Origin of the sequence: Thermogemmata fonticola (assembly GCF_013694095.1) — a bacterium.
Lineage (GTDB): Bacteria > Planctomycetota > Planctomycetia > Gemmatales > Gemmataceae > Thermogemmata > Thermogemmata fonticola.
In genome coordinates this window covers 52,750-68,879 of sequence record NZ_JACEFB010000001.1, presented here as the reverse complement: position 1 = coordinate 68,879, position 16,130 = coordinate 52,750, and the positions used below count along the sequence as shown (strand labels likewise).

Genomic DNA, 16,130 nt, shown 5'->3' with positions numbered 1-16,130 from the left:
GCGGGTCTCACAGGCGAGGGGGTTGTCGGAACGGGCTAGTCGCCGAGCGAATCGCTCTCCCGCCAGTTGGGGTTGTAGGTCGTGCCGCAATGGTCGCAGCAGACCCGGTCGTCGTCGATCCAAACGAGAAGATCGATGTCGTCTTCGCCGCAGCGCGGGCAGCTCCATTCGGGGCGGACCCGTTCGTAGTCGTCGGCCGCACCGTGGTTGTTGTTGGTCGTCATGGCGTTGGCTCCTTTCACTGGGCCAGCGCGAACTTGCCGCGGTCGGTCTTGCTGAATCGAGACCCCTTGGCCTTGGTCGTGATCTCGCGGAGGATGGCGGCGTAGAGCGTGGCGTGCGGCGTTTTGCCGGCCGGGCTGGTCCAGTAGCCCTTGGCGGCCATCGCCTCGATCATCTCCTGGCAGGTCATCGCCTGCCCGTTTTCGGCCAGGACCTGGGCGGCGGCGTCCAGGGCGCTGAGCTTTTTCGGCTTGGCGCCACCGTCGGAGGACGTGGTCTTGGCTGCTTTTGTTGCCTTGGCCTTCGGGGCTTCGGTCTGTGTGGTCTTCTTCTTCGTGGACATGATGGGTCTCCTCGTTGGAGGTTGTGATGGTGTGGCTGCCATCCTCAGGCGGCGGGAACCACCCGCCGCGACCCGCCGCAGCGGGTTTCGGCTTTCATTCCTCGTCCGCGACCGGGAGGACCACCTCGTCGGCGTGCCAGATCTCGCGGCCCGCGGCGGTTTCGACGACGTAGCTGTAGGCATCCAGCCCGTTGCGGCGGAAGGTGCAGACCTGGATGATCCGCCCTGGTTCGCCATCGGCGACCGAGATCACCAGGGTGCCGGGGGCGAGGCGTCGGGTGTGGGTTGTGGCGTTGGTCATGGTCGGGCCTCCTGGAACTGATGTTCGCATGTTCATCATCGCGTGAGTCAGTTACCTCGACGTCGGGACGAAGGCAAGCGCGGTTCCAGCGGAATTCGCGAGATTTTTCGGGGCGAGGGATGATGGTGGACGCGCGCAACACGACGCCCGGCGGCGGCCTGAACCCGGCGGCGCTTTCCGTGGCCGAGGCGGCCCGGCTCCTGGCCCGCGCGTCCGGCTGGCCGATCACCGAGGCGATGCTCCAGGCGGACCTCGCCGCCGGTGCCCCGGCCAACGCCGACGGGACGATCCACCTGGTCCACTACGCCGCCTGGCTGGTGCGGGAGATGGGGCGTGGCGCTTGACCCACGACGACTGCGACCCAGCGAGCTGTGCCGGCTGCTCAACTCGACCCCGCTGGGCGCGGTCCTCAACGAGCGGCAGTTGCACCGCCACCGGGTGCGGGCGGGGCTGCGGATCGGCGACGCTCGGCACGTGGACCTCGTGCGCTACGTCGCCTGGCTCGTGCAACTGCGGCATACGCCGAGGCCCGAGCCGGAGGGCGATCCCTACGAGACGCTCAAGGCCCGCGCCCGGGCCCGCAACATCGCGCTGTCCCTGGCCGGCCGGGACATCGGCGATTTGCCGGAAGTCGTGAACCCGGAGCGAAAGGAGAGGGCGGCGGCAGATTTCCGTTTCTTCTGCGAGCAGTATTTCCCGCTGACGTTCCACCTGCCGTGGTCGCCGGACCACCTCCGGGTCATCGCCAAGATCGAGCAGGCCGTGTTGCGCGGCGGCCTGTTTGCGATGGCCATGCCACGCGGCAGCGGCAAGACCACCCTCTGCGAGTGCGCCGGCATCTGGGCGGTGCTCTACGGCCACCGCGAGTTCGTTTGCCTCATCGGCTCGGACGAAGGCCATGCAATGGATATGCTCGATTCCATCAAGATGGAACTCGACGGCAATGACCTGTTGTTGGAAGATTTCCCCGAGGTCGTCTACCCGATCCAGTGCCTCGACGGCATCGCCAACCGCTGTGCCGGGCAGCTGTACCAGGGCCAGCGCACGCACATCGGCTGGACCGCCCGCGAGATCGTCCTGCCGACCATTCCCGGCAGCAAGGCCAGCGGGGCGATCATCAAGGTGGCGGGGATCACCGGGCGCATTCGCGGCATGAAGTACAAGCGGGCCGACGGTCAGACGGTGCGGCCGACGCTGGTGGTCATCGACGATCCGCAAACCGACGAGAGTGCCCGCAGCCTGTCCCAGTGCGCCACCCGCGAGAGCATCCTGGCCGGGGCGGTACTGGGCCTGGCCGGTCCCGGCAAGAAGATCAGCGGCATCATGCCCTGCACGGTGATTCGCCCCGGCGACATGGCCGACAACATCTTGAGTCGCGACAAGCACCCGGAATGGAACGGCGAGCGGACCAAGATGATCTACGCTTTCCCCACCCACGAGAAGCTGTGGCAACGCTATGCGGAAATCCGGGCCGAGAGTTTCCGCCGTGGCGGGCATGGCGAGGAGGCGACCGAGTTCTATCGGCAGCATCGGGCTGAGATGGATGCCGGCGCCGTCGTCGCCTGGCCGGAGCGCTTTAACCCCGACGAACTGTCGGCCATCCAGCATGCGATGAACTTGAAGCTCCAGGACGAGGCGGCGTTCTTTGCTGAGTACCAGAATGAGCCGTTACCTGAGGAGACCGTCGAGCCGGACGAACTGACCGCCGACCAGATCGCGAGCAAACTCAACCGCATGCAGCGCGGCGAAGTGCCCATCGGTTGCAACCACGTCACCATGTTCATCGACGTGCAGGCCCATCTGCTGTTCTTCGTCGTCTGTGCCTGGGAGGAGGACTTCACCGGCTACGTCCTCGACTATGGCACCTACCCCGACCAGAAGCGGCCGTACTTCACGCTGCGCGACGCCCGGCCCACGCTGGCGGCGGTGACCAAGGCCGGCGGCCTGGAGGGAGCGATCTACGCGGGGCTGGAAGCGCTGACCCAGGACTACCTGGGCCGCGAGTGGCGACGGGATGATGGGGCGCTGTTGCGAATCGAGCGCTGCCTGATCGACGCCAATTGGGGGTCGTCGACGGATGTCGTCTACCAATTCTGCCGGCAATCAGCGTATGCCGGGATTGTGCTGCCCAGCCACGGGCGATTTGTCGGTGCTTCCAGCCAGCCGTTCAGCGAGTACAAGCGGCGGCCGGGGGATCGCGTCGGCTTGAACTGGCGGATGCCCAACGTGCAGGGCAAGCGAGCGGTGCGGCACGTGGTGTACGACACCAACTACTGGAAGTCGTTCATCTACGCCAGGCTTGCCGTGGCGTTGGGCGACCGGGGGTGTCTGTCGCTGTTTGGCGATCGGCCGGAGCAGCACCGCCTGTTTGCCGAGCATCTGACCGCCGAGTACCGCGTCAAGACCGAGGGCCGGGGCCGCACGGTCGATGAGTGGAAGCCGCGTCCCGAGCGGGGGGACAACCACTGGTTCGATGGTCTCGTCGGCTGCGCCGTGGCCGCCTCGCTCCAGGGCGTGGTCCTGCCGGGCACGGACGGCCAGGCCCTTACCAAGCGCGAGCGCGTCAGCTTCGCCGCATGGCAGCGGAGGAAACGGCGATGACCTCGACCCGGCGGAACGAGCGGGGCTTGGTGTGTCCGCGGTGCGGCTGCCGGCATTTCAAAACGACGCACACCGAACCCTTGCGCGACGGCCGCATCCGCCGACGGAAGACCTGTCGCCACTGCGGCCGGAAGATCGTCACCTTCGAGGCCACGCCGGCTCCCGCCCGGCCGGATCGCTAGCGGTAGCAGAATTTCCTCTCCGGTGAGTGTCTGGGCGGACATCTCCTTCGCGAGCGGCATACGTCACCAATAAGCAGCCAGGTCCACGCTGCCGACACCGCGTGACTATCGCTTCGACCGAGACCCGACATGCCCGACGACCTCGAAGCTGAAATCCGCAAGAACGCCGAAGGGCCGGCCAAGGCCTCCGGCGACGCGGGGAGCGTGGAGCAGCACCCGCTGCCCGACCAGATCGAAGCCGACCAGGTGGCGACGCCGGAACTGGCCACGCTCAATGCGAACGCCGTCGACGGGATCGTTTTCGACGCCGCTGGCAATCCGGTCGAATACCACGTGCTGAAGGACCGCCCCGGAGCAAATTGCAACTTCATTCCTTGCGGCGGACGGTGAGGGTAAAGTCGCCCTGGCCCTGGTTGTACGAGGTGGCATGGAGGCGGTAGACGCCGTCCGCCGGCGCCCGGAACACCAGCCGCGCGTTCTGGTTGCCGCCGGAATCGGCATCCTCGGCTAGCTGCTTGTTCTTGTCATCGCTGACAAGCAGGTACGGGTCGAGCGCCTTCGGATCAGGGCTGGTCAGGCCGATGACGTACTCCACGTCTTTCTCCAGGCGTACTTGATAGATGAGCGTGCCGGTGTTGCGATTCAGTTGCCCGCTGAGCTTGAGACCCGCGCCCACGTCGTGGACCATGTCCAGCAGCCGGGCGGCCGGTTGCGGCAGCTCCGCCAGTAGTTTCTGGAAATCCTCACGCTCGCGCAGCGGGTCCAGGTCGGTGTCCTTCTTCATGTGCTCCACGTTCTTGAATCCCTTCTCGACCGCCTCGCGGAGCAGCTTCATCGCCTGGTCGCCGTAGAACTGCACCGCCGCCTTGCGCTTGTCCGCGTCGAGCTGCTCGTCCTTTGCCACGATGGGAATGCACAAAGCCAGCCCGCAGGCCGCGTCGTAGGCGTTTTTCGGCGGGTCCCAGCCGAGGTCGCGCACGCGCTGGGCTGCCTTCAGGGCGTCGGCTTGCTCGCCCAGTCCCGCGTGGGCCTCCGTCAAGGCCCACAGGTGATTGCGATAAAACTGCCGGTAGGTGGGGTTACGCGAATTGGCCTCAAGGGCCGCCTGATGGTGCGGCTCTCCTTCGGCGAGGTGCTGCTTCGCCGCCTTGAACTCGCGGCGCTGGTTGCACAGAAGCGCCAGGTTGACGCAGGTGCCGGCAAGCTCGTTCCGCAGATCGAGGTTCGTGGGGAACTCGGCCGCCAGTTGCTTGCGGATGTCCAAGGCGGCGGTGTAGGCCGCCTCCGCCTCCTTCAGCCGGCCCGTGGCGTCCAGCAGCACGCCCAGGTTGTTGTGGCTTTGGGCCAGCTCCTGGCGGAAGTCGGGTCGGGTGGGGAACTCGGCCGCCAGTTGCTTCTGGATGTCCCGTGCGGCGGTGTAGGCCGCCTCCGCCTCCTTCAGCCGGCCCGTCTCACGCAGCAGATTGCCCAGGTTGTTGTGGCTTATGGCCAGCTCCTGGCGGAAGTCGGGTCGGGTGGGGAACTCGTCCACCAGTTGCTTGCGGAGGTCAAGGGCGTCGCGGTAAGCCGCCTCCGCCTCCTTCAGCCGGCCCGTGGCGCGCAGCAGCACGCCCAGGTTGTTGTGGCTTATGGCCAGCTCCTGGCGGAATTCGGGTCGGGTGGGGAACTCGGCCGCCAGTTGCTTGCGGATGTCCAAGGCGGCGGTGTAGGCCGCCTCCGCCTCCTTCAGCCGGCCCGTGGCGTCCAGCAGCACGCCCAGGTTGTTGTGGCTTTGGGCCAGCTCCTGGCGGAAGTCGGGTCGGGTGGGGAACTCGGCCGCCAGTTGCTTGCGGAGGTCAAGGGCGTCGCGGTAAGCCGCCTCCGCCTCCTTCAGCCGGCCCGTGGCACGCAGCAGCACGCCCAGGTTGTTGTGGCTTTGGGCCAGCTCCTGGCGGAAGTCGGGTCGGGTGGGGAACTCGTCCGCCAGTTGCTTCTGGATGTCCCGTGCGGCGGTGTAGGCCGCCTCCGCCTCCTTCAGCCGGCCCGTGTCGGCCAGCAGTACGCCCAGGTTGTTGTGGCTTCGGGCCAGCGCCTGGCGGAATTCGGGTCGGGTGGGGAACTCGTCCGCCAGTTGCTTGTGGATGTCCAGGGCGGCGGTGTAGGCCGCCTCCGCTTCCTTCAAGTCGCCCAGCCGATACCGCATTAAGCCGACCCGAGCGTGACCCTCGGCGCGGATGGCCCGGCTCTCGGCGTCATTGGCCGTGATCGCCGCGAAACCCTCGAAGTGCTCGATGATCTTCTTCAAGAACGCCTTGTTTTCTTCGGTCAGGGTTTCCGCTCGGGCCATTTGGTTCTCGACGATGTCGTCGGTCAACGTCCGCAGGGCCGTCATCGCCCTTTGCCGGGCAATGGTCTCTGCCTCGAGCGCCTTCGCTTTGGCGTCGCGCTCCTCCCTAGCGGCCGCTTCCGCGGTGATGGCCCGGTTCATCTGCCATAGGCTGATGCCCAGGCCCAAGAGCAGCACCGCGGCAATCAGCCCGCCGGCCCACTGCACCAGCCGCCGACGCTTCGCCTGCTCCGCCGCCGCCACCTCGGCCCTGGTCCGCTCCAGCTCCGCTCGCCTAGCCCGCTCTTCGGCCGCCTGCCGGATCGCCGCCACCTCCGCCGCCACCGCGTTGCCGTCCCTCGGCCGGTCCTCCTGCCGGAACGCCAGACAGCGCTTGCACAGGGCGACCAGCTCCGGCTCCGCGCCACAGGCCTCCAACCGCGCGAACGCCTCCCCCAGCTCGCCACGCACCGCCTTGACGCGCCGTTCATTGTCGTCCGTGCCCTCATAAGGGGGATGGCCGGTGAGAATCTGGCACAGAATCGCCCCCAGCCCGAACACGTCCGAGCGGGCGTCGAGCCGGCGAATCTGCCCCGCCGCCTGCTCCGGTGCCATGTACGCCGGTGTCCCCAGCACACTACCGGTCCGCGTCGCCGAACCGCCACGCTCCGGCGTGTCAATCGCCGTGACGAAGGCGGCAGTGGCCTCCGGATCGTCCTCTTCCTCCGCCGGCCGCTCAGTCTTCCGGTTTGGATCAATCACCTTGGCCAGGCCCCAGTCCATCACCTGCACCTCGCCAAAGGCCCCGACCATGACGTTCGACGGCTTCAGGTCGCGGTGGATGACGTGGTGGGCATGGACATAGCCGACGGCGTGACAGATTTGCTCGAAGATGGCGATAAAGCGGCCGCGCTCCGCACCCTCACCCCCAGCCCCTCTCCCCGAGGGAGAGGGGAGATCGTCGCGCTCCTTCAGCAGCTCCTGCAAGGTTCGGCCCTTGACCAACTTCATCGCCAAGAACGGCCGGTTGTCGGGCAGCGTGCCTAGTTCGTGTACGGCTGGAATCCCGGGATGCTGCAACTGCCCGGTCAACTGCGCCTCGGCCTGGAAGCGCGTGGCGACGGCGGAATCGGCGGCATACTTGGGGTTGAGTGATTTAATGGCCACCTCGCGGTTGAGCCGCAGATCCCGGGCGCGATAGACCACGCCCATGCCGCCGCGGCCGATTTCGTCAACGAGTTGGTAGCCGGGGACAGCGGGGAGGAGAGGTTCGGCGACGGACGTGAGCGACGCCATGGCGAGCCTCCCGGGCCAAGAGTCACGGACCATGTGAACCGAAGTGTACCACGACTGCTCATGCGCCGCAACCGTGCAACTCATTTTTGCACAATGGGGAGGTGAGCGAAGATCCCAGCCGCGGCGAGGCCGACGTGACCACGCGCGGCAACGCCGGCTGGCGGGCCACGGTCGCTACGCTCAAGGACGGCTCCATCGAGTTCGAGATGGTCTGGGACACGGCTGACGACGACTTCGCCGCCATCCGCGATGCGTTCCTCAACCGCGGCGCTATCGAGTTCGCGGTCATGGACGGCGACATCACCACGTCCGGCTCACAAGGCCTGCGGGCGACCTGCATGGTCACCAGTTTCAGCCGTAACGAGGCCCTGGAAGAAGCGATCACGGTCAGCGTCACCGTCAAGCCCACCTACTCCGTCAACCCGCCCAGTTGGATCGTCGTCCCCTGAACCATCCCCGAGGAGTGGATATGCGTTTCCTGTTCGCCGTGGTTCTGTTCGCCCTGGTGCCGCTGGCCGCGAACGCCGAGCCGCTCCGCATCGTCGGCGAGACGAAGTACAAGCCGCACTCCCTGGTCCGGCTGCGTGCCGAGAACGTCGATCCCAAGGCCGCGCTCTTGTGGCGCGTCTACCCCTCGCAGGGCGTGCAGCGGGCTTCCTCGCCACGCGGCCTATTGGAGTTTGCCGCCCACCCCGGCACCTACGAGGTGGAATTGCTCGTCATCAGCAACACCGACGGCAACCTCTCGGTCGAGGAAGCCCGTGTTAGCGTGACTATCGAGTCCTGCACGCCAGCGCCACCCAAGCCGCCAGGCGATGGCAAGCTCGACCCGGTGAATGCCCTGGGCCGCATCCGCTTCGGCAACGCCGGCTGCACGGCCACCATCATCGGTCCCCGTCGCCCCGACGGTCGTTGGGACGTGCTGACCGCCGCGCACTGCGTGACCGGCGTCGGCCAGCGGGGCAGCCTTATGCTCAAGGACGGCCGGACGCTGGGGATTCGAGTCGTGGCCCACCACAAGACGCCCGACGTGGCGTGGTGCGTGACCGAGGAGCAAGTCGCGGACCTGCCCTACGCCGTGATCGCGCGCGAGAATCCCAAGCCGGGCACGGCGATCTGGCACAGGGGCTACGGCGTGGATCAGCCGGGCAATCGCGAAGAGGGCGAGGTCGAGTCGGGTGAAGACGCCAACGGTCAACTGCGCATGAGGTTGAGCGTGTCGTCGGGCGACTCCGGCGGCGGCATCTTCCGGGCCGACACCAACGAACTGGTGTCGGTCGTTTGCTGCACCAGCGACATGGCCCGCAAGGCATGGATGTGGGGCGCTGCCACGGAAGTGATCCGCCGCACCCGTCCTCGAGCGGATGCCGACATAGGGTGGGAGCCCGTGCCGATCCCGCTGCGGTCGTGGCCCATCGACTTCGCCGAAGATTGGCAACCGCTGCCCATCCCGATCCGCGTGGCCCGTTAAGGAGCGACCACCCATGCACACCTTCACCGACAACGCCGGGCGTGTCTGGACCATCGCTATCCACGTGGCGGCGATCAAACGCGTCCGGGGCCTGCTCAACGTCGATCTGTACAAGCTGGTGGACGATGGCTTCAAGAGCCTGGGCGAGTTGCTCGGTGATCCGGTCCGACTGGTCGATGTCCTCTACGTCCTCTGCCAGGACGAAGCGAACGCTCGGCACGTCAGCGACGAGGACTTCGGGCGGACCATGTTCGGCGATGCGCTGCACCAGGCGATGGACGCCTTCGTGGAGGAATTGATCGATTTTTTCCCCGATCCGAAGGTGCGGCAGAGCCTGCGGACGATCATTGCAGAGGCCACGAAGGTCCGCAAGCGGATGCTGGACCGGGCGGAACAGGTGCTGGAGACGTTCGACGCCGACCGCGAAGCGAACAGGCTCTTGCGCTCCTTTGGCATTGCGCCGGCCTCCTCGGCATTGACCCCGGACCTTTCACCCTCCGGGAACTCGTCTTGATGGCCGAGGCCCGTTGCCGGGAACGCTGGTCCCACACGTCGGCGGTGCTGGCACTCCTGGCGAATTGCCATCGCGACCCGCGCAAGAAGCCGACGCCCTACAAGCCGGCGGACTTCAACCCGTACCTGCGCCAGCGCGAGCTGCCGGTGCGGAAGGCATCCATTGACGTGCTCAAGCGGGTGTTCGTGGACCGGAGGTGACGATGGCCACCGCTTCAGGGATTCGCGCCGGCGCCGCCTATGTTGAGCTGTTCGTCAAGGACAGCCGGCTCGTCAAGGGCCTCAATGTCACAGTGGCCAAGCTGAAGGCGTTTGGCGCGGCTGTCACGGCGCTGGGAGCAAAACTGACCGGCTTGGGGGTGACGCTGGCGGCCCCGCTATTCGGAGCGGTGAAGCTGTTCAGCGACCTGGGCGGCGACATGAAAGACCTGTCGGACCGCACGGGCGTGGCGGTGGAAGCCCTCTCCCAGCTCCGCTATGCCGCCGAGCAATCGGGCGCTAGTACGGACGACCTGGAAAAAGCCCTCCGCACGATGAGCCGCAACATCATCGAGGCTGCCCGCGGGTCCGCTCAGGCGCAGCGGAGCCTGGGCCGACTGGGCCTGACCATTGCCGATTTGACCGGCCTCTCGCCCGACCAGCAATTCGAGCTGATTGCCGATCGCCTGTCGCGGATTCAGAACCCGGCCCACCGGGCCACGCTGGCGATGGAGATCTTCGGCCGGACGGGGGCCAACCTGTTACCGTTGCTCTCCTCGGGAGCCGAAGGTATCCGCGAGCTACGCGACGAGGCGGATCGTTTAGGCCTGACCATGAGGACCGAAGATGCCGCAGCGGCGGAGGCCTTCGGCGATGCCTTGGATGCTCTGTGGAAGGCGCTCAAACAGGCCGCGTTCTCCGTCGGAGCAGCCCTGGCCCCAGCCATCCAGCAAGTGGCTCAGTGGATCACCCGGGTGGTAACCCTCATCGGCGGGTGGCTCCAGGAAAACCGCGCGCTGATCCGCATCATCGGCGCGGTCGTGGCTGGCATCGTCGGTGTCGGTGCAACCCTCCTGGTCCTCGGCCCGCTCCTTTCGGCCATCGGCTCGGCGATTGGCCTGGTCACGTTCGCTCTTTCCGCGGCCACGACCGCCGTCAGCCTATTGGGCGGAGCCATCGCCTTCTTGCTGTCCCCCATCGGCCTGGTCGTCGCCGCCGTGGGCGGCATCGCGGCCGCCGTCCTGTTCGCCACCGACGAAGGAAAGATGGCCTTGGACGCGCTGGGCCAGGGGTTCCATCAACTGCTCGGCGTGGCCAGCACCACCTGGCAGAGCATCCAGGATGCCATTGCCGCCGGCGACCTGGCTGGGGCGATGGAAGTCGCCTGGCTCGGCATCCACGTCGTCTGGGAGACCGGCATCGCTGCGATCACCAGAGCTTGGCGGAACTTCAAATCGTTCTTCGTCGAGCTGTTTTGGAGCGCCGTCTACGCCGTGGCCCGCGCCTTCAACACCGCCTGGACCAGCATCGAGGTCGCCTTCTGGACCGTGGTCAACGCTTTGGCCGACGGCTGGGACTGGTTCGTCTACGGACTGACCGTCGCCTTCAACGAGTTCGTGGCCTTCTTCCGCCGCGCCTGGGCCCGTGTCCGGAACCTCTTCAATCGTGAAGCCGCCCAGCGCGAGGTCGAGGCGATCAACCGCGAGGTGGAAGAGCAGAACCGCGAGGCCCGCGCGCGGCTTGACCGAAGAGTGCGGGAACGGGCACCGCGTGTCGAGCAGGCGCGGGAGGCCGGCCGGCAGCGCGAGGAAGCGCTGAACCAGATGCAGGAAGAAGAGCGCCGTCAGCGGCAGCGGGAGCTGGAGGCGGCCAACGCCGCCGACCAGGAGCGTGTCGCCGCTGCCCAGCGGGCGCTGGAACAGCGCGCCGCCGAGCTGGCCGCTCAGCGGGAACAGATGGAGCTGGAACGCCAGATGGCGGCGATGGAGCGTGAGGAGCCTCTGCGGCGTCGCCCCGAATTTGACCTCGAAGGGTTGGACGAGGCCGAGGCCAAGACCGACGTCAAGGGCACCTTCAGTGCCTTCGCCGTCGCGGGCCTCGGCTCCGACAGCCTGGCCGAGCGCACCGCCCGGGCCAGCGAACAGATCGCCAAGAACACCGACAAGCTGGTCCGCGAAGCCCAGAACGGCGGCCTGGTCTTCGCGTGAGGAACCGAACATGCCGGTCATCATCGAGCGCTACGACAGCCGCGAGAGTACCGTGGGGGTCGACAACCCCTCCGTCGACCTGATCTATGTGGTCGATGGGACGGAAAGCGATGCCGTGGTCCGGGCTCTGGTCGAGTCCACCATCCCCGCGCTGTATGCCGGCCTGGTCTTCCAGAGTTACCACATCGCCCACCAGGGCGGCGGGCTATGGGAAGTCACCGTCCGCTACGGCAAGAAGGAACCGAAGGAGCCGGGCGAGTCATCGTTCTCCTTCGACACCGGCGGCGGGACCACCCACATCACGCAGAGTCTCCAGACCGTCGCCAGATACCCCTCGGACGCGCCCGACTTCAAAGGGGCCATCGGCGTCAACAATGACTCGGTCGAGGGGACCGACATCACCATCCCGGTCTACCACTTCAAGGAAACGCACTACCTCCCGCTCGCCTTGGTCACGCCCGCCTACAAAGCGACCCTGTCCTCCCTCACCGGCAAGGTCAATGCCGGGCCGTTCAAGGGCTTTGCCCTGGGCGAGGTCCTCTTCCTGGGGGCCTCGGGCTCGCAGCGTGGCACCGAAGACTGGGAGATCACCTTCAGTTTCGCCGCCAGCCCCAACGTCACAGGGCTCGTCGTCGGCGACATCGCCGGCATTGCCAAGAAGGGCTGGGAATACCTCTGGGTCCGCTACCAGGATGCCGAAGACGCCGACGTGCTGGTCAAACAACCGGCGGCGGTCTACGTGGAGCAGGTTTACCCGGATGGGGATTTCGCGCTGTTGGGGATTGGCACCTGATGGCCGGGGACGCCTTCAAAAAGGTCCAGCCGGGCCAGCGGCTGGAGATCACCGCCGAGGCTTACAATGCCTTTCTCGACGCCGCCCGCGCCGTACGCAAACACAAGCAGTTCGGCACCGAGGCATCACCGTTCTTCCGCCAAAGCGGCATCGTCAAGGTCAAGAACGCCTCCGGTTCCGACCAGGCACGCTTCGCCGTCCTAGGTCTGACGACTCCCATCATCCTGCCTGCCGACAACCTCGACGAGTTCAAACGGCAGGTGACGTTCCAGGGAGTGGTCCCCGTGCCGAACCAGCATGCGGGGCGGTTCGCCGTCCTGCTGGAGCCGGTGGCGGCAGGCCAGATCGGCCTGGCGGTCATCGCCGGCGTCGCCCCCGTGCGGCTGGCGGTCGATCCGGCGCAGCTCTACGACGGCGCGGAGATCATCCCCGGCGATACCGAGAAGTTGCGCAACGTGCCGCATGGTTCGGCACGGGTGCTGTGGATTCAACCCTACGATCCGAACGATCCGTCGTCGCTGTATCGGCGGTGGGCCATTGTGCGGCTGGATCACGGCGACGCCCAGGCCCACGTGCTGATCACCAGCAACGTGCCGGATGAGAACGGCTACTACCCCGGCGAGGTGCAGCGCTACGACGTGGCGACCAAGACCTGGCAGACGCTCTTTCCGTGCAAGGTGATGGACATCAACCAATGATCCGGGAGCAACGCTACCTGGCCCGCTGCGTGGGCTCAAAAGACGACGTGCCGTTCTACGCCGTCGGCTGCCCGGGCTCCGGCTCCGGGCCGGCGGCATTCCAGGCGTCCGTGCCGCGGGTGCTGGCCCGATTCCTGGGTCTGGTCGCGGGCGTACCCCTGTACGGTTATGCGACCTGCGAGTTCCCGCGCATCGGCCGCTACCTGATGCGCTTCGTGGGCCTGGCGGCGGACGGTGTGCCGGTCTATGCGCTGGGCTGCTGCCCAGAGGGTTCGAGTGGTTCGTCGGGTTCAAGCGGCTCTTCGGGCGAGAGCGGCTCATCTGGTGCAAGCGGCTCGTCGGGTGAAAGCTCCGGCATCAGCGGTTCGTCAGGTGCGAGTTCCGGCCTGAGTGGCTCGTCGGGGTCCGGCACGTCGGGCACCAGCGGCTCCAGCGGCAGTGGCGAAAGTGGTTCGGGGAGCGTCAGCGGCTCGATCGGTTCAAGCGGTTTCGGTGGCTCGTCGGGTAGCAGCGGTTCGGGGAGCGAGAGCGGAACGGCCAGCGGGAGTGCTTCCGGCTCGGGATCGGTCCCCGGTTCCGGATCGCAATCGGGATCGGGCAGCGGCTCCGGCAGCGGCTCGGCCTCCGGCAGTGGTTCGGCATCGGGCTCGGGTGCCTCGGGATCGCTCTCCGGCAGTGGCAGCGGCTCCCAGTCGGCCGGGACGAGCGGCCCGGCATCGGGTTCCACTCCTGGCTCGGCCTCTGGGTCGGCTGCGGGCTCTGCATCGGCCGGCGGATCGGCTTCCGGTTCGGGCAGCGGTTCTGGGGCCGCAAGTGGGAGCGGCTCGGATGCCGGCAGTGGTTCCGACGCCGGAAGTGGTTCGGGATCGGGCGGAAGCAGTCCCGCCGGTTCTGGCAGCGCTTCGGGTCCAGCGTCTGGCTCCGGCAGCAGTTCGCCCTCGGGAGCGCCGCCATCAGGGCCGGCGACCGGCGTCGCTTCCCTTCCTCATGACGACGTGGTGTAGAGGCCCCAGCGCGTCGGTGTTCGGAAAACGGAGAGAGGTCTATGGCGCAACTCAGCCCAAGTTCAGCACGTCAAGACATGAGCGTTGAAGACATGATCCACCTGATCGAGCATGCCCCGCCGGGTCCCTGGCCGCCCGGCTGGGCGGCGTGGCCGAACGTCAACGAGGCCCACCGCGTCATGGCCCGGCGCTTCGCCGACAACCTGCGCCCGGGCCGGCACGCCTACCCCGAAGAACGCGGCATCGTCATCGCCGGCGGCGGGCTCAAGTACTTCCCCAGTGTCTGGGTCAACGTCCACCTCGTGCGGCACTTCGGCTGCGAGCTACCGATCCAGCTCTGGTACCTGGGCGATGGCGAATGCGACCCGTATCTGAAGCGGTTGCTCAAACCCCTCGGCGTCCAGTGCGTCGATGCCCGCAAGATGGAACAGGAGCATCCCTGTCGCATCCTGTGCGGCTGGGAATTGAAGCCCTACGCGACGCTCTATTCGCCCTTCGCCCAGGTCCTGTTCCTCGACGCCGACAACGGCCCGGTGCGCGACGTGACCTATCTCTTCGACACGCCCCAGTTCCGGGAGCACGGCGCGGTCTTCTGGCCCGACTACGCTTGCTGGACGCTCAAGCCGGACGTCTGGCAGATCTTCGGCATGGACTGGATGGTCGAACGAGCTGGACAGGAGGTCGCCTTCGAGTCGGGTCAGTACCTGATCGACAAGACCCGCCGCTGGCGTGAACTCCGCATGGCCCTCTGGTACGCCGAGCACTCCGACTTTGTCTTCCGCGTCGTCTACGGCGACAAGGAGTGCTTCCATCTCGCCTGGCGCTTCCTGGGAACTGAATACGCCATGCCACCCAAGGGGCCTGGCTGGAACCAACACACCATCGTGCAATACGACTTCGACGGCCGGATCGTCTTCCAGCACCGCTGTCAAGACAAGTGGAAGCTCGGTGGCAGCAACCGCCGCAACAACTCGCTGGCCAACGAGGAACTGTGTTTCAACCTCGTGGCCGAGCTGCGCCAGCGCTGGGACGGCGTCCTCTGGCACAACCCGGACCCCACGGCCGAAGAGCAGCAGGTCATCGACGAGTTGACCGGCAGGCGCTTCCTGTATCGCCGCGTCGGCTATGACGAGCGACCTATGTGCTTGGAAGCAGGCCACAAGGTCGGCGAAGGCGCGGCCGAGTGCGAACGCCGCTGGGACGTCAACATCGACGACGGGCGGGCCATCCTGACCCTCAGCCGGCTCGACCGGCCCACGTGTCACTTGGAGCGTAACGGCGACGGCCTCTGGACCGGCCGCTGGCTCGAGTTTGAGCGGATGCCCGTCGAGTTGATTCCGCTGGAGGGTTGAGCATGCCGCTGCCGCCGCATGTCTTGTCCAGCCGGGCCGACCTGGAAGAGGTCAGCCGCCGTCGGGCCACGGGAGTCTACTACAGCGAGCATCGGATGCTCTGCCGGCTTTTGGGCGAGTACCTGGCGTTCGTGGACACGCGCGATTTAATGCTCGGCCCGCGCCTGGTGCTGGACGGCTTTTGGGAGTCGTGGGTCACCCTGGCCATTGCCCGCCATTTGCGGCCCGGCATGTGGTGCGTCGATGTCGGCGCGAACTACGGCTACTACACGCTGCTCATGGCCGCCGGGTGCGGCCCCGAAGGTCGGGTTGTGGCCTGCGAGCCGAATCCGATCCTGACCGAGACCTACTTGCCCTGCAACCTGGCGCTGAACGGCTTCCAGGATCGCGTGGAAATCTGCCCGAAGGCCGTCGGCAATCTTCACGACTGCACGGTCGATTTCGTCCTGCACGACGGCGACTTCGCCACGTCGTCCCTGGAACGCTGGTCATACTCGCACGCTTCCAGCAAGGTCCAGGTGCCCGCGATTACGCTCGACCGCCTCTGCGCCGACTGGCCGCGCCTCGACCTGGTGAAGATCGACGCGGAGGGCGCGCGGAGGCCCTCGTCTGGGAAGGCATGCAGCAGACGCTGCGCCGCTTCCCGCACGCGGCCATCGTCCTGGAACTGCACCTTCAACGCGACCTGCCACAGACGGTCGGCTTCCTGCATCAACTTGAGATAAACGGCTACGCCCTGCGGTATGTGAACTACGACGGCGACGTCGAGCCCGTCGATGCTGAAACGATCCTCGCTCACCCGCAAGAGCACTGGATTCTGTGGCTCGTTCGATGATCGAGTGCGACTCCGAGGCGAGACGATC

18 protein-coding genes and 1 other RNA gene are annotated in these 16,130 nt (G+C 66.7%); 13 read left to right on the top strand and 6 right to left on the bottom strand.

Annotated elements, in window-relative coordinates; all coding sequences use genetic code 11:
• Positions 1 to 35 precede the first annotated feature (35 nt).
• From H0921_RS00245 to H0921_RS00230, 4 genes are all read right to left on the bottom strand, one after another.
• Positions 36 to 224: a hypothetical protein gene (locus H0921_RS00245; RefSeq protein WP_194536031.1), complete on the bottom strand. Its 189-nt coding sequence runs from the start codon at positions 222 to 224 to the stop codon at positions 36 to 38.
• Between the two features lie 14 nt (positions 225 to 238).
• Positions 239 to 565, bottom strand: coding sequence for a winged helix-turn-helix domain-containing protein (locus tag H0921_RS00240; protein WP_194536030.1), 327 nt, complete (start codon positions 563 to 565; stop codon positions 239 to 241).
• A 29-nt stretch (positions 566 to 594) separates the two neighbouring features.
• Positions 595 to 658, bottom strand: an RNA gene (locus H0921_RS00235) — hammerhead ribozyme type II.
• Between the two features lies 1 nt (position 659).
• Complete coding sequence (locus H0921_RS00230; RefSeq protein ID WP_194536029.1) at positions 660 to 866, bottom strand: hypothetical protein; 207 nt, start codon at positions 864 to 866, stop codon at positions 660 to 662.
• Between the two features lie 119 nt (positions 867 to 985).
• On the opposite strand from H0921_RS00230, the gene H0921_RS00225 reads away from it, so the two are divergent.
• The 4 genes from H0921_RS00225 to H0921_RS00210 all read left to right on the top strand — a co-directional run bounded on the left by H0921_RS00225 (position 986) and on the right by H0921_RS00210 (position 4,039).
• Complete coding sequence (locus H0921_RS00225) at positions 986 to 1,210, top strand: hypothetical protein (protein ID WP_194536028.1); 225 nt, start codon at positions 986 to 988, stop codon at positions 1,208 to 1,210.
• Positions 1,200 to 3,467: a terminase gpA endonuclease subunit gene (locus H0921_RS18275; protein WP_194536027.1), complete on the top strand. Its 2,268-nt coding sequence runs from the start codon at positions 1,200 to 1,202 to the stop codon at positions 3,465 to 3,467. The genes H0921_RS00225 and H0921_RS18275 overlap by 11 nt, the downstream gene beginning before the upstream one ends.
• Positions 3,464 to 3,649, top strand: a complete 186-nt coding sequence (locus tag H0921_RS00215; RefSeq protein ID WP_194536026.1) for an NrdR family transcriptional regulator — start codon at positions 3,464 to 3,466, stop codon at positions 3,647 to 3,649. Before H0921_RS18275 ends, H0921_RS00215 begins: the two co-directional genes overlap by 4 nt.
• Positions 3,650 to 3,778: 129 nt before the next feature.
• Complete coding sequence (locus tag H0921_RS00210; protein WP_194536690.1) at positions 3,779 to 4,039, top strand: hypothetical protein; 261 nt, start codon at positions 3,779 to 3,781, stop codon at positions 4,037 to 4,039.
• On the opposite strand, the gene H0921_RS00205 is transcribed toward H0921_RS00210, so the two are convergent.
• The gene (locus H0921_RS00205) at positions 4,017 to 7,250 is read right to left on the bottom strand and encodes a serine/threonine-protein kinase (protein WP_194536025.1); all 3,234 of its coding nucleotides are present in this window, start codon (positions 7,248 to 7,250) and stop codon (positions 4,017 to 4,019) included. The genes H0921_RS00210 and H0921_RS00205 overlap by 23 nt on opposite strands.
• A 134-nt stretch (positions 7,251 to 7,384) precedes the next feature.
• On the opposite strand from H0921_RS00205, the gene H0921_RS00200 reads away from it, so the two are divergent.
• The 7 genes from H0921_RS00200 to H0921_RS00170 are packed head-to-tail and all read left to right on the top strand — an operon-like array spanning position 7,385 to position 12,911.
• Positions 7,385 to 7,699, top strand: a complete 315-nt coding sequence (locus H0921_RS00200) for a phage tail tube protein (protein ID WP_194536024.1) — start codon at positions 7,385 to 7,387, stop codon at positions 7,697 to 7,699.
• A 20-nt stretch (positions 7,700 to 7,719) separates the two neighbouring features.
• Positions 7,720 to 8,721, top strand: a complete 1,002-nt coding sequence (locus H0921_RS00195) for a trypsin-like peptidase domain-containing protein (RefSeq protein ID WP_194536023.1) — start codon at positions 7,720 to 7,722, stop codon at positions 8,719 to 8,721.
• 13 nt (positions 8,722 to 8,734) lie between these two features.
• The gene (locus H0921_RS00190; RefSeq protein WP_194536022.1) at positions 8,735 to 9,235 is read left to right on the top strand and encodes a hypothetical protein; all 501 of its coding nucleotides are present in this window, start codon (positions 8,735 to 8,737) and stop codon (positions 9,233 to 9,235) included.
• On the top strand, positions 9,235 to 9,435 hold the full coding sequence (locus tag H0921_RS00185; RefSeq protein WP_194536021.1) for a hypothetical protein: 201 nt from the start codon (positions 9,235 to 9,237) through the stop codon (positions 9,433 to 9,435). The genes H0921_RS00190 and H0921_RS00185 overlap by 1 nt, the downstream gene beginning before the upstream one ends.
• A gap of 2 nt (positions 9,436 to 9,437) precedes the next feature.
• Positions 9,438 to 11,420 (top strand): phage tail tape measure protein, encoded by a 1,983-nt coding sequence (locus H0921_RS00180; protein ID WP_194536020.1) that lies wholly within the window; start codon positions 9,438 to 9,440, stop codon positions 11,418 to 11,420.
• Positions 11,421 to 11,430: 10 nt separating this feature from the next.
• A complete protein-coding gene (locus H0921_RS00175) occupies positions 11,431 to 12,213 on the top strand; it encodes a hypothetical protein (RefSeq protein ID WP_194536019.1) in 783 nt (260 codons plus the stop codon).
• Positions 12,213 to 12,911, top strand: a complete 699-nt coding sequence (locus H0921_RS00170; RefSeq protein WP_194536018.1) for a hypothetical protein — start codon at positions 12,213 to 12,215, stop codon at positions 12,909 to 12,911. Before H0921_RS00175 ends, H0921_RS00170 begins: the two co-directional genes overlap by 1 nt.
• A 244-nt stretch (positions 12,912 to 13,155) precedes the next feature.
• Here H0921_RS00170 and H0921_RS00165 read toward each other — a convergent pair whose 3' ends face one another.
• Positions 13,156 to 13,638, bottom strand: coding sequence for a hypothetical protein (locus H0921_RS00165; RefSeq protein WP_194536017.1), 483 nt, complete (start codon positions 13,636 to 13,638; stop codon positions 13,156 to 13,158).
• A gap of 318 nt (positions 13,639 to 13,956) precedes the next feature.
• Between H0921_RS00165 and H0921_RS00160 the strand changes: the two genes are divergently transcribed.
• Both H0921_RS00160 and H0921_RS00155 read left to right on the top strand, forming a co-directional pair.
• Positions 13,957 to 15,267: an alpha-mannosyltransferase gene (locus tag H0921_RS00160; RefSeq protein ID WP_194536016.1), complete on the top strand. Its 1,311-nt coding sequence runs from the start codon at positions 13,957 to 13,959 to the stop codon at positions 15,265 to 15,267.
• A gap of 2 nt (positions 15,268 to 15,269) precedes the next feature.
• Complete coding sequence (locus tag H0921_RS00155; protein WP_194536015.1) at positions 15,270 to 15,992, top strand: FkbM family methyltransferase; 723 nt, start codon at positions 15,270 to 15,272, stop codon at positions 15,990 to 15,992.
• Positions 15,993 to 16,130: the final 138 nt, after the last annotated feature.